A 13,969-nucleotide genomic window follows, 5' to 3' on the forward strand; every position below is an offset into this window, starting at 1 on the left:
TAAAATTAAATATAATTTTTTGGTTTTATTGGTTTAAAAAAGCATCCCATCCCTGAGCGGTAAGTGCTACCAGCTGGTTAGATCCTCTTGCTACCATAAAGTTTCCTTCTTCTTTTTCTACGGCATGCCCTATAATGGTAAAATCAGGATGATTTTTAATTTTATCAAAATCATTTGCAGAAATAGTGAACAAAAGTTCATAATCTTCACCCCCGCTTAAAGCCGTCATTACCGGATTCAAATTCATTTCATCCGCTGTAGAGATTGTAAGACTATCTAATGGAACTTTTTCTTCATACAATCTGAATCCTACATTAGACTGGTCTGAAAGATGAAGGATTTCGGAAGCCAGACCATCTGAAATATCAATCATAGAAGTTGGTTTGATATCCAGCTCTTCCAGAATCTTTTTAACATCTGTTCTTGCTTCAGGTTTCAGCTGTCTTTCCAGAATATAGTCGTAGCCTTCCATTTCCGGCTGCATATTAGGATCTGCAAGATAAACGGCATGTTCTCTTTCAAGAATCTGTAATCCCATGTATGCTCCACCCAAATCTCCTGTTACCACAAGAAGATCATTTGGTTTTGCACCGCTTCTTTTTACAATGTTTTCTTCATTTTCAATACCTACAGCTGTAATACTCATTACAAGCCCTGAATTTGAACTTGTTGTATCTCCTCCAATCAAATCAACTTTGTACCTTCCACATGCCGCCTGAATCCCGGAATAGATTTCTTCTAATGCTTCCACCGGAAAACGGTTGGATACTGCAAGAGAAACCAAAATCTGCGTAGGCGTTGCATTCATCGCAGCAATATCGCTCAGGTTTACCACTACAGCTTTATACCCTAAATGCTTTAATGGAACATAGCCCAGATTAAAGTGTACTCCTTCCGCCAATACATCTGTTGTAAGAATTACTTTTTTGTTATCAGGATTAATAACTGCCGCATCATCTCCTACTCCAAGCTCCGAAGATTCATTGGATAATGGAAAATGTTCTGTCAAATGTTTAATAAGACCGAATTCTCCTAATTTTGAAATGGGCGTCAGCTCCTGTGATTTATCTTCAAACATAAGTTTCTGTTTATAAGTGATCTTTGATAAATGATAACTGATAGATCATGAATACAGATTTACATCATGTATCAATCATCATTCATCATTTATATATTAATCTCTGCCGGGTCGATATTGTGTGGGTGGAAAGGGAATTTTTTGAAATCCTCTCTAGATAATACCACCGTTTCCGGGCTCTTGTACTTATTCATAGCTTCCACTACATCGTCTGGTGGAGTGGTCATTTTTCTAAGCATCATATCAATCCATACTCCTGTAGCTTCTGCAGTAGCACAGTGCATTCCATCCGGAGTATAGAACTTGTGTACGAAACGGTAGATGGAAGAATCTTCTGCACATCCATCTATTTCTACACTTACAATAACGATCTGATCTGCATAAATTTCTTTGAAGAAAGAATATCTTTCGTGCAGGATCACCGGGCCTATTCCCCATCTGCTCAGCTGGGTAACTCCCATTTTCTCTTTAGTCATGAAAGCCATTCTGGCTTGTGCACAATATTGTACATATGATGAGTTGGCTAAGTGCTTGTTGGCATCAAGATCGCTCCATCGCACTTCAAATTTATGGTAGAAAATCATTTTGAAAATCTTTTTTGGTATTATAAAATAATAATCTTCAAAAATACTCAAATAAGATGGTTTATAAAAATTGTACTTTTGAAAAAATAATCTTCCGCATAGGATTGCATATACATGAAACAGATCATTATTATCGGAGGCGGTGCTGCAGGCTTTTTCTGTGCATCTAATCTTGACGAAAAAAAATATACAATTACGATTTTAGAACAAAATTCAGATGTCCTTCAGAAAGTTAAGATTTCTGGTGGCGGACGCTGCAATGTTACCCACGCATGCTTTGATCCAAGAGAGTTGGTTCAGTTTTATCCTCGTGGAAACAAGGAACTATTGAGTGTTTTCAGCAAATTCCAGCCAGGTGATACCATGGAATGGTTTGACCAGCGTAATGTTCCGCTGAAAATTGAAAATGATAACAGAACCTTTCCTGAAAGTAATTCTTCTCAGACCATTATCAATACTTTTCTGAATGAAACTCAAAAGAAAAATGTAACTGTGCAGACAAAATGTACGGTAAAAGAGATTGAAAAACAGGATGAAAAATATATCGTAAGAACCAATTCAGGCGATTTTGAGGCAGATTATATTGTATATACTACCGGAAGCTCTCCAAAATCATTAAAAATGGTTGAAAATCTGGGGCATAAAATTGTAGATCTTGTCCCTTCCCTTTTCACTTTTAATATTAAAGATGAGTTGCTGAAAGATCTTCCGGGAACAAGTTTTGAAAATGCCGGAATTTCAATTCCAAAGCTGAAGACTGAAGAAAGCGGACCTTTGTTGATTACACATTGGGGACTTTCTGGCCCGGCTGTTCTGAAAATTTCTGCATGGGAAGCCATCAGCTTGGCAAAGCTTAAATATAACTTTGAAATTGAGGTTAATTTCGTTTCCATAGAAACAGATGAAGCGGAAGAAATTTTTAATAATTTCAAACAAAGCAATCCTAAAAAGACCATCGGACAGTCTAAAATATTTGATATTACGAATAGATTCTGGCAGAAGATTTTAGACATTTCAAAAGTGGATCTTAATAAACAGGTTGCGAATATTTCCGGAAAAGAAATGCAAAAGATTCTGGAGAATCTTTGTAGAAAAAAGTTTCAAGTCACAGGAAAATCTACTTTTAAAGATGAATTTGTAACAGCCGGAGGTGTTGATTTAAAGGAAATTAACTTTAAAAACATGTCTTCAAAATTACTTCCTAATTTCTATATTGCCGGAGAGGTTCTGAATATCGATGCAGTAACCGGTGGTTTCAATTTCCAGGCATGCTGGAGTGAAGGATGGCTGATTGCACAGGATCTCAACAGTTTATAAAAAACACTACTTTTAATAAAAACTAAAAACATGAAAAAAATTGTGGCTTTCATTCTATGTCTGGGATTCGGGCTTGTTTTTGCTCAGAAACAGGAAACTCAGCCCAAGCCAACGGAAGATCATTCCAGAGATAAGTTTATTCCTGAACAAAGTAAACAGGCAGAATATCCCGGCGGGCTTTCAGCGTTTATGGGTGAGGTATCTCAAAAAATTAAGACCAGCAGAATAAAGGGAGCTAAAGGTAAAACACGTTCTAATGCAAAGTTTTCTGTGAGTGCTAAAGGTTATATAGAAACTATTATTGTAACAGGAGAAAATGAATCTCTTAATCAGGAAGTGGAAAGAGCAATGAAATCTATGAAAAAACAATGGACTCCCGGAGAATATAAAGGGAATCCTGTACTGATCTGGTTTACTCTTCCTTTCACTATTAATTTTGAATAGTTAAAATGCTATCAGCCAAAAGAAATACTGCAATTTTCTTTAAGATCATTCTCATCATTGGGTTTGCCTATTTCTTTTGGCTGATGCTAAAAATTACATTAGAATATATTCCTTTTAATCCTGAAGTCAGTTTTCTGATGATCAAACAGACGGAAGTAGTAGAAAGACCGGAATATCTTGCGTTTTTCTATACTCATGTATATACGAGCATCTTTGTCCTTCTTTCAGGATTTCTGGCTATTCTCACAAAAGATTTCGGACTCAAAAATTTCCACCGGAATATGGGAAAAGTATATATTTTTCTCATCCTGATCTGTGCTGCTCCTTCGGGAATTTATATGGGAATATTTGCCAACGGCGGTATTTTATCGAAGACTTCTTTTGTTATTTTAGGCTTTTTATGGTGGTTTTCAACGTTTAAAGCGTATCAGCTGGCAAGACAGAAAAGATTCAAAGAACACAAACAATGGATGTGGCGGAGTTTCGCTTTCACTTTATCTGCTATTTCCCTGAGAATGTGGAAAGTAATTATTGTATATTTATTTCATCCCAATCCAATGGATGTCTATCAGATGATTGCATGGCTGGGCTGGATTCCCAATATCCTTATTATTGAATATTTAATCACAAAAAACATCTATGAAAATTGTACATTACACCTTGATTTCCTTACTGACAGTTTCTCTGATAAGCTGTAAAAAAGAAGGAAAAAATAATGAATCAGGGAAAGATTCTCTGACTGCAAAAAAGGACTCTGTAGTAGTTCCTGAAGTTCATCAGGAATATTATGGAATTTATACCGGTGAATTTGCCGGAATGGAAAAGGTAGTTGATCAGATGGACGGCTCAGAATATGACGTGAACAACTACAAAAGAATTTCTTTAAAGATCAACAGAATCACCAAAGATAGCGTTTATGGGCAAAGTATCGTGAATGGCAATCAGCGCCCATTCAGAGGTGTTTTCAATGAAGCAGCAGCCTCTTTTGTACTGGATGAACCCGGCAATGACAAAACAGACGGAAGATTTGAAGTTAAACTGAAAGGTGACAGCTTAACCGGAAAGTGGAATGCTTTTGATAAAACAAGTGTTAAAGCTCCTTCAAAGACCCTTAAATTGACTAAAAAAGAGTTTGTTTACAACCCGAATTTTATGCTGGATAAGGATTCTGATCTGGTAGACTGGTCAAACCCTAAAGAGTTTACTGAAAAATACACAGATGAAGAAACCGGAAAAACAGAAAGCTATAAAACGTCTAAAAACCGCATCGCTTCTGAAGCCATCTTCAAACTGAATGCTTCCAAACAAAAACTAACGGAAAAAGATCTTAAAAACTTAAGAAAACTGGATCTTGAGATCATCAAAAACTCTGTATTTGCAAGACATGGTTATTCTTTCAAAAAAGAAACCTACAGAAATTTCTTTGAACAAACAGACTGGTATATTCCTGTTTCCAGCAATGTAGATAATGATCTTTCGCCTATGGAAAAGGAAAATGTAGCTTTACTGAACCGCTTTACCAAATATGCGGAGGATAAATATGACAGTTTTGGGAGATAGAGAAAAGGTTTTAGGTAGCAGGAATTAGGGATTAGGGGTTGAGGTTAAGCCATCACTGTTTGTCATCCTTACGATAAGATAGAGAATCAGGCAGCCTACAGCATAGCAAAGATTATCTATCCATGAGAAAGAGTTTCCGATCACAATATACATCAGGCTTCCAGGACGGAAGCCTAGTTTTTCTGCAATATTGAAATACTGCGCAAACTCTACCATCAATGAAAAAATCAGAATTCCCAGAATCAGTTTCTGATCATTTACTTTTACAAAGCTCTTTACAAACGTGTAAAGAAGCATTACCACAATCACATCCCCAAGATAAGCTCTCACGAAGAAAATATCACTTAGTTTGGTGGCAATCAATACTTCTACAAGAAAAATAAATACGGTGAGAAGCAGATACTTCAGGCTGAACTGGAATTTCATTTCAAATTGGGATTAAGGCATAAAAAATCGGCGTTCTAAGAACACCGATTTCATTTTTATACAGCAAATATATTATTTCTTTACCTTGATTGTACACCCAATGGCAACTGTTTTTGTCATTTTTACAGACTCACCTTTTATCAGAGCATTTACAGCATCCTGAGCATAATATTCTGATACATCATTCGGGTTATCATAATTATTGTCAATAGCACCAATGTATTTTACAATATTCTTTCCATTCTCCTTTTCAGTACAAAAACATGCGGCGTTTTTGTAGCCCCATACTGCGGATAAATTTTCTGTCCTTCATCTACCAGATATGGGAAAGTAAATCCTTTCTGCTTTGCTCTTTCAATCATCTGCTGATATCCGTCTTCCGGCTGTACATTAGGATCATTAGGGTTAATGGCAATGACCGGATATCCCTGAGACTTGTACTTTTTATCCAGTTCAATGATTCTGTCTTCGTATTTCTTTGCGTAAGGACAATGGTTGCAGGTAAATACCACAATGAACCCTTTAGCACTTTTAAAATCACTTAGGGAAACCATTTTCCCATCAATATTTTTAAGCTTAAAGTCAGCAGCTTCATCCCCTACTTCATAGCCTTTTACAGCAATATTTTCTTTCTGGCTTTTATTCTTATCGTGATCTGTCGTTGTAAAGCTCAGGAGTCCCAGCCCAACGATGAATGCTGTCATTAAAATTTTCAGGTTTTTCATAATCGATTGTTTATTGAAGGTTTTCTTTAATTGTTTTTTCAAGGTCTTCTTTACTCATTTCACCGTCATTAAAATGAATTTTCACTCCGTTTTTATAGAACAGCGTTACGGGAATATTTCCGTCCCATTCTTTTTCAAGCCTTGGGATCCACGTGTTCATTCTTTTAATATCATCCAGCAAAAGTACCTCAGCGGTAAGATTTTTATTTTTGATGAATTTCAAAACTCTTTCTTTATCAGCCAGCCTGTCCAATGACACTAAAATCATTTTATACTTCTGATGATCTGAATACTTAGCATTCACTTCCATAAAGTGTGGAAGCTCTTTTACACATGGAGCACAGGTTGTCGACCAGAAGTTGACTACAAGCAGTTTATCTTTTTCCTGCTGAATACGCTTTTCCAGGTCTTCATATTTTACTACACAAACATCTGTCTGTTGAGCTTTAAAAACCGTACAAAACATAAATGCTGTAAGGATGATTATTAAATTCTTCATATTCAAAATTAATGAATGCATTCTTTCTCAATGAAAATCAAGTTGTTAAAATTTGTTAAGAATTCTATTTATTATACAAAATTCTTTCACCAACCGTTGAATTAATGAAAATAAAATGTAAATTAGCTCAGAATCAAAACTAAAAATACCATGAAAAAATCAAACATTCAAAAGAAAAAACTAACGAAAACAGAATTGAAAGAAATTAAAGGCAACGGAAGATTATGCTTTGATGGGTTCTGCCGTACAGGAGAATTTGAAGAATGGCAGCTTGGCGCCGGTGACAAAAACGGATTCTGCTGTTAATCAAACTAAAACAATAACCAAACTAAATTTATCATGAAAAAATCAAACGTTCAAAAAAGAAAATTGACAAAAAGCGAATTGAAAGAAATTAACGGAGGTAACGGACCAGTTGTATGCCCGGAAGGACTTTGCGACAGAGGTGACGGTGAATATGTAATCGGACCAGTAGGAAGAAACGGATACTGCTGTTAGTAGCAAAAAATGCTAAAAAAGGAAAATCTATAAAACTCTTATACAAAACCAATTTTAATATTTGTTTTATTTCAATATTAAATAAAAGCTTTGTTAGATAATAAGGATTGAGGGAACCCCTCAATCTTTTTTATGAAGTAGAATTTCAACGCAAAAAAAAGTTAACAATTTGACTCACAATATTTTGAACCTATTAAAATAACTTGTAAATTAGCTTTTACCAAATTAAAATTATTATGAAAAATTTAAAAAATCAGAAAAGAAAATTGAACAAAACGGAGCTGAAAGAAATCAGCGGTGGAGCAAACAGACCTGTATGCCCAAGAGTGATAAGCTGTACAGATCCTCATACCGGAGAAGAACAGTATGGAGTTCCGGGAATGCAGGATGGATTCTGCTGCTAACTGAGCTATAAACTCCAAACAACAGAACATGAAGAATTCAGACATCCAGAAAAGAAAACTCACCAAAAATAAGCTAAAAGAAATTAATGGTGGGGTGACTTGTGCAGAGGGTTTATGCAAACTGAGAGGAGTAAGCCATTTCCTCATCATAGGCCCAAGAGGTAAGGACGGCTATTGCTGCTAATCCTACTTTATGATAACAAAAAAATGATTGGATTACCCTCCAATCATTTTTTTATCGAATTCAGCTTCATTAAAGCTTCAATGGGTGTCAACGTATTGATATCTATTTTGGTCAGTTCTTCACGGATATTCTCCAAAACAGGATCATCCAGCTGGAAGAAAGAAAGCTGCATATTCTCTTCCGTCACTCTCTTAATCGTTTCTGATGAGTTGCTTCCCTGAGTTCTGCTGGCTTCGAGGGTTTTAAGGATTTCATTTGCCCTGTTTACTACTTTGGCAGGCATTCCGGCAAGCTTGGCAACATGGATACCAAAACTATGCTCACTTCCTCCCGGAATCAGTTTTCTCAGGAAAATGATGTTTCCTTTGTTTTCCTGAATAGAAACATGGAAGTTTTTTACCCTTTCAAAATTGACTGTCATTTCATTCAACTCATGATAATGCGTTGCAAATAAAGTCTTTGCCTGTGTAGGGTGCTGATGAAGATATTCTGCAATAGCCCATGCAATAGAAACCCCATCATAAGTGGAAGTTCCACGACCGATTTCATCTAGCAGGATCAGACTTCGTTCTGAAATGTTGTTCAAAATATTGGCAGCCTCATTCATCTCTACCATGAAAGTAGATTCTCCTGCAGAGATATTGTCTGTAGCTCCTACCCTTGTAAAGATTTTATCCAGCAATCCTATTTCAGCATGTTTGGCAGGTACAAAACTTCCAATCTGAGCCAAAAGACATACAATAGCTGTCTGACGCAGGATTGCAGATTTACCGGCCATGTTCGGACCCGTTACCATGATAATCTGCTGAGAATCTTTATCCAGAAAGATATCATTCGGGATGTATTTTTCTCCAAGCGGAAGCGCATTTTCAATAATCGGGTGTCTGGCTTCTTTTAAATCAATAGCATAGCCGTCATTCAAGACAGGCTTTGTATAACTCTCAGAAACAGCCAGTTCAGATAATCCGGAAGCCACATCAAGCTGGGCAATAATATTGGAATTCCCTTGAATCTGATCAACATAAACCATTGTTTCTCCACATACATTTCTGTACAGTGAAGTTTCCAGAACACCTATTTTTTCTTCGGCACCAAGGATCTGGTTTTCGTATTCCTTCAGTTCTTCGGTAATATATCTTTCAGCATTCACTAAGGTCTGCTTTCTTACCCAATCATCCGGAACTTTATCTTTATGCGTATTTCGAACTTCAATATAATATCCAAAAACGTTGTTAAAATCAATTTTAAGGCTTGTAATTCCTGTTCTTTCGATCTCTCTTTGGCACATTTCATCCAGGAAACCGCGTCCTTTGCTCTGAAGATTTCTCAATCTGTCAAGCTCTTCAGAAACGCCTTCTTTAATCACATTTCCTTTGGCTATATTTACCGGAAGTTCTTCATTAAGATGATTTTGCAGAAATTTAATCAGTTCTTCCAGATCAAATAAAGGCTCTAACCACGCCAGCACATCTGCATGAGGATGCAATAACGCTTTGATTGTATGAATATTAATTAAACTTTGGCGCAGATATCCCAGTTCTTTCGGTGAAATTTTCTCTGCAGCCAATTTTCCCATTAACCGGTCAAGATCAGAAATGGATTTCAGAAGCTGGCAAATCTCGTATTTAAGGGCATCATTTTCGTTTAAGAAATCAATGAGAGAAAGTCTTCTCATGATTTCATCCACTGATTTTAAAGGCAAAATAATTCTTCTTCTCAAAAGCCTTCCTCCCATGGGAGTAGACGTTTTATCAATAATATCCAACAGTGATTTCCCTTGTGGATTGCTTGGATAAACGATTTCCAGATTTCTAAGGGTAAAATTATCCATCATCAGATAATCTTCCTGTGGAATGATCTGCAGTTTGGTGATATGAGCAAGCAGATTGTGATGAGTATCTTCTACCAGATAAGCAAAAATAGCACCTGCTGCTGTAATGGCTAACGGTAAATTTTCTATTCCAAATCCTTTTAACGAATTGGTTTTAAAATGATTCGTTAATTTTTCGTAGGCAAAATTATACTGGAAAGCCCAGTCTTCAAGTTTAAAGGCATTTTTATTTTTGATCTGCTCCGGAATCTGTACACTTCTCTGAAAAATAATTTCACTAGGGTCAAAAGTATTGACGATGTGCAAAAGTTTTTCCAGATTTCCTTCGCTTACCAGAAACTCACCTGTAGAGATATCTACCAGAGCGATTCCGTATTTCTCTTTTTCTTTGTGTAATGAAAGAAGGAAGTTATTCTTTTTGGAGTTTAAAACCTGATCATTGAAGGTAACACCCGGAGTAACCAACTCAGTAACACCACGTTTTACAATCCCTTTCACCATTTTAGGATCTTCCAGCTGATCACAGATGGCCACCCTCATTCCCGCTCTTACCAATTTTGGAAGATAAGAATCTACAGAATGATGTGGAAACCCAGCAAGTTCTATATGCCCCTCACCATTGGCTCTTTTGGTAAGCACAATACCCAGAATCTGAGAAGTTCTGACAGCATCCTGCCCAAAAGTTTCATAAAAATCCCCAACCCTGAATAATAATAGCGCATCAGGGTATTTCGCCTTGATGGTATTGTACTGCGTCATTAACGGGGTTTCTTTCTTTGCTGCTTTTGCCATAGTAAAAAATGAGCCCCAAATTTAGAAAAATAAATTCAGGGTAAGAGAATTGTTTGCGGGTTAATCTTCTATACTTTTCTTTATCAGGAATTAATCGTATTTTTCAGCCATCAAATCACATTATTCATGGAATTTCCTGTTTTAGAGACTGAAAGGCTTATTTTGCGTAAGCTTACTTTTAATGATACCCAAGACCTTTTCGAGTACTTTTCTTTGGATCAAGTGATGGAATATTATGATCTGGATACCTTTAAAACAGAAGAAGACTCCCATCGTATTATCCAGCATTTTAACAATGAATTTGAAAAAGGCAAAGGTTTCAGATGGGCTCTGGAATTGAAATCCAGTGGAAAAGTTATCGGTACCTGTGGTTACCACAATTGGTATAGGGAACATTTCAGAGCAGAAGTAGGCTATGAGCTCAATCATAAATTCTGGCAGCAGTCTTATATGAAAGAAGCTATTCTTCCTATTTTAACGTATGGGTTTGAAACTATGCGACTTCACCGTGTGGATGCTTTTATAGATCCTTCCAATATTTCTTCCGAAAGATTGTTAACTTCTTTAAATTTCAGCAAAGAAGGAACGTTGAAAGATTATTTTTTGAAAAAGGAAAATTCGTAGACGCAACGATCTTCGGTCTTATCAATAAATAAATTGATTTAAATCTAACGCTAAGAAGCAAAGAAAATTGATATTGATTCTTCTTATTTTCGTTCGCAAAGGCATTTCATTTAGCAATTGAAGTGCTTTCCTCGCTGAGTGAAACGCCTTTGCGAACCTTTATCAGCTGAAGCCCTGAGTCTTGCGTTCAATGCGTTAAAATTATCAAAGTATAATATTTATTTTTCTGAAAGGTGTTTTTTCAAAGCCTCGGAGCTTTTCTTATAAGCCCATTTCTGCTTGTAATCCACCCATTTCGCTTTGAAAAGCTTACGCATCAGTTTATCAGTGTACCTCATAATGAAGACATGATACATCATATTAGCAAAAACATTCGGTTTATTGGGAAGAGCTCTTAATGAAAGAGAAAAACCTGGTTCCAGATATCTGTTGAAGTGCCAGAAAGCCCCGGGAATAAAGAGCGCATCACCATGTTCCATGAAAATCTCATATCCCTTTGCATATTTCAGCGCCGGAAACTTCTCGTAATCCGGATTTTCATAGTCGACCTCATAAACGGTATGAACAGATAAAGGGACTTTATATAAAAACGGAGACTGTTTTTGGTCAAACAAAAGAATTCTTTTCTTTCCTTCAAAATGGATATGCATAAAATCACCCAAATCCACATCATAATGCATCAAAACATGGGCTTCACTTCCTCCGAAGAATAAAGTAGGCAGTCTTTTAAAGAATTTTATTCCAAGATCCGGATAAGTAAAATTTTTCAGCAGCTCAGGAAGCCTGTCTGTAATGATATAAAAAAAGATTCGAAGATCGGAAGGATTGCTTTTAATGATATCAATATACTCCTTCATTTTCATTCGGGTTACCGGAGCATCAGAGCTTTTCTTAGCATCTGCCGGTTTGTTGTCGTATAGGGGAACTTCCTGATCCCCTGCTTTTTCACGGATATAAGCAAGGTTCCATTTATCAAAAGCATCCCATCGGCTGGCAAAATTCTTAATTAAAAGAGGTTTTTGCTTTTTAAAATAATTTTTCTGAAAATCTTCTTTACTGATATCATTTACAATATCTACGTTTTCGAGGATCATGTACTTTGTATTTAATGCGAAATAAAAATAGTGTTTTTTTGAAACTTGAGAAAATTAAGATTAAAATGGCCGGAAGCTGGAAGAGGGATGCTGGAAGTTAAGATTTGTCTTGCAAACGTCTATACATCATTCTATAAAAAGATTTTTATGGAAAACTTAGAGCTCTTCTTCAGCTTCAATAACTTCCCGCTCCCAGCTTCAGACTTCCTTACTTTATTAGCAGAGCTCAAATGAAAAAATTATATTTGTAATAATAAGTGAGTTTATGAGAGTCTACAATACCAAACATTTCATTAAAATCCTTTTCAGTTTACACAAAAGTGATACTTTAAAAATTCTTTTCCCGAGTATGATTCTTGTAGGACTATATTCCTGGGGAATTCAATATCTGGAAGTGGAATATCTGCATCTTACAAGTAAGTCGGGAGTCAGTAATGTAGGGATGATTCATTCTCTGCTGGGATTTGTTCTTTCTCTTTTATTGGTTTTCAGAACCAATACGGCTTATGACAGATGGTGGGAAGGCAGAAAACTTTGGGGGAAACTGGTCAACGACACCCGAAACTTTGCCATAAAAATCAACACCATTCTTGGTGATAATCGTCAGGATATCGACCAAATTGCAAGATATTTAAAATACTTTCCTCACTTTTTAGCCAAACATCTTTCCAAGGAATCTACAAGACTGGCTTTGGATGAAGATTATTCTGAAATTGAAAGCTCTTTAAAAAATCATGGGCCAAGTGACATAATTATCTTGTTAAGCCACAAATTGAATCAATTAAAAAAGAAGGAAAAATTTCGGAAGTTGAAATGCTATACTTAGACACTCAGCTTTCAGGGTTTCTGGATGTGTGTGGAGGCTGCGAAAGAATCAAAAACACACCGATCCCTTATTCTTACTCTTCTTTCATCAAGAAATTTATTATTCTGTATGTTTTTGCACTGCCTATTGCCTATGTGATTACGATAGGACTTTTCATGATTCCGCTTACAGTCTTTGTATATTATGTCTTGATGAGTCTTGAACTTATTGCGGAAGAAATTGAAGATCCGTTCAATAACGATGAAAACGATATTCCGATGGAGACTTTAGCTCAGAATATTGAGAAGAATGTTCATCAGATTATGAACAGAAAATAAAAAATCAAGCTATTAAAGCTTGATTTCTTTGAGTTCGCCGTCCTGTTTTATTTCTACAAATTTGCTTTCCCTGTTGGCAGCAGAATATCCGTAGAAAAATGTACTGTATATGGGTGTGGAATACAAATAGGCTCCATATCCGTTATAAGCATTTGAAGTCCCGGTTTGCTGCTGATAGCTTGCCGTCGCCGTAAAATTAACGATCGTTTCAAGATAATATTTACCCGGTTTCAGTTTTTCAAACTTAAACCTGCCATGATCATCTGTCAAAGCTTCCACTCTGTATTTAAAAGCTTCCTCAGACATATATACCGTTGTTTTTTTATTTTCATATTTCTTTCTCATGTCATAAAACTCCTCAAAATAAGGCGTTACAGGAAAAAGCATCACAACAGTTCCTTTCGGTGCATAATGTTTTTCTCCAAGCAGTGGCTTGATTCCCCAATTGTTTTTTTGTTTGGTAGAAGCTACTCCTTCAATAGTAGAGTTCCCGAATCCAAGCTTTTCTCTGGCTAATTTTTTATCGAAGAAAGCTTGCGGATAATACGTGTTTTGTGCACTCAGGTACATAAATCCCCATATCAATATGAATAAAGTAAGTAATTTTTTCATAGCATATTTTTGAGTCAAATATAAGTATTTTACTATTTTTGAAATAAAAATATCTATGAAGTACCTATTTCTATTGTTTTTTCCACTTCTGTTCTGATCACAGCTCAGAAACCTTGTGGATATAAGGACGGGCTACAGGAGGGTTCCTGTAAAG

The 13,969-nt window shown here is 36.2% G+C and carries 17 protein-coding genes and 2 pseudogenes; 11 read left to right on the top strand and 8 right to left on the bottom strand.

Annotation, left to right across the window (positions count from 1 at the left end; all coding sequences use genetic code 11):
• Positions 1–25: 25 nt before the first annotated feature.
• Together thiL and BOQ62_RS09430 are read right to left on the bottom strand one after the other, a co-directional pair.
• Complete coding sequence (thiL, locus tag BOQ62_RS09425; RefSeq protein ID WP_129038950.1) at positions 26–1,078, bottom strand: thiamine-phosphate kinase; 1,053 nt, start codon at positions 1,076–1,078, stop codon at positions 26–28.
• 89 nt (positions 1,079–1,167) lie between these two features.
• Positions 1,168–1,662 carry an acyl-CoA thioesterase gene (locus BOQ62_RS09430; protein WP_105700358.1) on the bottom strand — a complete coding sequence of 165 codons (495 nt, stop codon included), beginning with the start codon at positions 1,660–1,662 and terminating at the stop codon, positions 1,168–1,170.
• A gap of 114 nt (positions 1,663–1,776) precedes the next feature.
• Between BOQ62_RS09430 and BOQ62_RS09435 the strand changes: the two genes are divergently transcribed.
• From BOQ62_RS09435 to BOQ62_RS09450, 4 genes are read left to right on the top strand one after another with little or no spacing between them, the layout of a single operon-like run.
• Positions 1,777–2,979 (top strand): NAD(P)/FAD-dependent oxidoreductase, encoded by a 1,203-nt coding sequence (locus tag BOQ62_RS09435; protein WP_129038952.1) that lies wholly within the window; start codon positions 1,777–1,779, stop codon positions 2,977–2,979.
• Positions 2,980–3,009: 30 nt separating this feature from the next.
• Positions 3,010–3,423 carry a hypothetical protein gene (locus BOQ62_RS09440; RefSeq protein ID WP_129038954.1) on the top strand — a complete coding sequence of 138 codons (414 nt, stop codon included), beginning with the start codon at positions 3,010–3,012 and terminating at the stop codon, positions 3,421–3,423.
• 5 nt (positions 3,424–3,428) lie between these two features.
• Complete coding sequence (locus tag BOQ62_RS09445) at positions 3,429–4,121, top strand: DUF2306 domain-containing protein (protein WP_129038956.1); 693 nt, start codon at positions 3,429–3,431, stop codon at positions 4,119–4,121.
• On the top strand, positions 4,063–4,983 hold the full coding sequence (locus tag BOQ62_RS09450) for a YARHG domain-containing protein (protein ID WP_129038958.1): 921 nt from the start codon (positions 4,063–4,065) through the stop codon (positions 4,981–4,983). The genes BOQ62_RS09445 and BOQ62_RS09450 overlap by 59 nt, the downstream gene beginning before the upstream one ends.
• A gap of 24 nt (positions 4,984–5,007) precedes the next feature.
• On the opposite strand, the gene BOQ62_RS09455 is transcribed toward BOQ62_RS09450, so the two are convergent.
• The 3 genes and pseudogenes from BOQ62_RS09455 to BOQ62_RS09465 form a co-directional block, all read right to left on the bottom strand.
• Complete coding sequence (locus BOQ62_RS09455) at positions 5,008–5,409, bottom strand: DUF2809 domain-containing protein (protein ID WP_129038960.1); 402 nt, start codon at positions 5,407–5,409, stop codon at positions 5,008–5,010.
• A gap of 72 nt (positions 5,410–5,481) precedes the next feature.
• Positions 5,482–6,134, bottom strand: a pseudogene (locus BOQ62_RS09460) (thioredoxin family protein).
• Between the two features lie 10 nt (positions 6,135–6,144).
• Positions 6,145–6,633 (bottom strand): TlpA family protein disulfide reductase, encoded by a 489-nt coding sequence (locus tag BOQ62_RS09465; protein WP_129038962.1) that lies wholly within the window; start codon positions 6,631–6,633, stop codon positions 6,145–6,147.
• A 150-nt stretch (positions 6,634–6,783) separates the two neighbouring features.
• Between BOQ62_RS09465 and BOQ62_RS22440 the strand changes: the two genes are divergently transcribed.
• From BOQ62_RS22440 to BOQ62_RS22455, 4 genes are all read left to right on the top strand, one after another.
• Positions 6,784–6,939: a hypothetical protein gene (locus BOQ62_RS22440; RefSeq protein WP_164976715.1), complete on the top strand. Its 156-nt coding sequence runs from the start codon at positions 6,784–6,786 to the stop codon at positions 6,937–6,939.
• A 33-nt stretch (positions 6,940–6,972) separates the two neighbouring features.
• Positions 6,973–7,131 (top strand): hypothetical protein, encoded by a 159-nt coding sequence (locus tag BOQ62_RS22445; RefSeq protein WP_164976716.1) that lies wholly within the window; start codon positions 6,973–6,975, stop codon positions 7,129–7,131.
• A 236-nt stretch (positions 7,132–7,367) separates the two neighbouring features.
• Positions 7,368–7,535, top strand: coding sequence for a hypothetical protein (locus BOQ62_RS22450; protein WP_164976717.1), 168 nt, complete (start codon positions 7,368–7,370; stop codon positions 7,533–7,535).
• Positions 7,536–7,563: 28 nt separating this feature from the next.
• Positions 7,564–7,719: a hypothetical protein gene (locus tag BOQ62_RS22455; RefSeq protein ID WP_164976718.1), complete on the top strand. Its 156-nt coding sequence runs from the start codon at positions 7,564–7,566 to the stop codon at positions 7,717–7,719.
• 43 nt (positions 7,720–7,762) lie between these two features.
• Here the strand turns inward: BOQ62_RS22455 and mutS are convergent, their stop codons facing one another.
• Positions 7,763–10,342: a DNA mismatch repair protein MutS gene (mutS, locus tag BOQ62_RS09470; RefSeq protein WP_129038964.1), complete on the bottom strand. Its 2,580-nt coding sequence runs from the start codon at positions 10,340–10,342 to the stop codon at positions 7,763–7,765.
• 126 nt (positions 10,343–10,468) lie between these two features.
• Here mutS and BOQ62_RS09475 point away from each other — a divergent pair, with 126 nt between their 5' ends.
• On the top strand, positions 10,469–10,966 hold the full coding sequence (locus BOQ62_RS09475; protein ID WP_228413883.1) for a GNAT family N-acetyltransferase: 498 nt from the start codon (positions 10,469–10,471) through the stop codon (positions 10,964–10,966).
• A gap of 218 nt (positions 10,967–11,184) precedes the next feature.
• Here the strand turns inward: BOQ62_RS09475 and BOQ62_RS09480 are convergent, their stop codons facing one another.
• Positions 11,185–12,060: a cupin-like domain-containing protein gene (locus BOQ62_RS09480; RefSeq protein WP_129038966.1), complete on the bottom strand. Its 876-nt coding sequence runs from the start codon at positions 12,058–12,060 to the stop codon at positions 11,185–11,187.
• Between the two features lie 45 nt (positions 12,061–12,105).
• Here BOQ62_RS09480 and BOQ62_RS09485 point away from each other — a divergent pair, with 45 nt between their 5' ends.
• The gene (locus BOQ62_RS09485; protein WP_129038968.1) at positions 12,106–12,294 is read left to right on the top strand and encodes a hypothetical protein; all 189 of its coding nucleotides are present in this window, start codon (positions 12,106–12,108) and stop codon (positions 12,292–12,294) included.
• 31 nt (positions 12,295–12,325) lie between these two features.
• A pseudogene (locus BOQ62_RS09490) lies at positions 12,326–13,203 on the top strand (bestrophin family protein).
• Positions 13,204–13,215: 12 nt separating this feature from the next.
• Here BOQ62_RS09490 and BOQ62_RS09495 read toward each other — a convergent pair.
• Positions 13,216–13,815, bottom strand: coding sequence for a hypothetical protein (locus BOQ62_RS09495; RefSeq protein ID WP_228413885.1), 600 nt, complete (start codon positions 13,813–13,815; stop codon positions 13,216–13,218).
• Positions 13,816–13,969: the final 154 nt, after the last annotated feature.

Source organism: Chryseobacterium sp. CH21 (assembly GCF_004119445.1).
Taxonomy (GTDB): domain Bacteria; phylum Bacteroidota; class Bacteroidia; order Flavobacteriales; family Weeksellaceae; genus Chryseobacterium.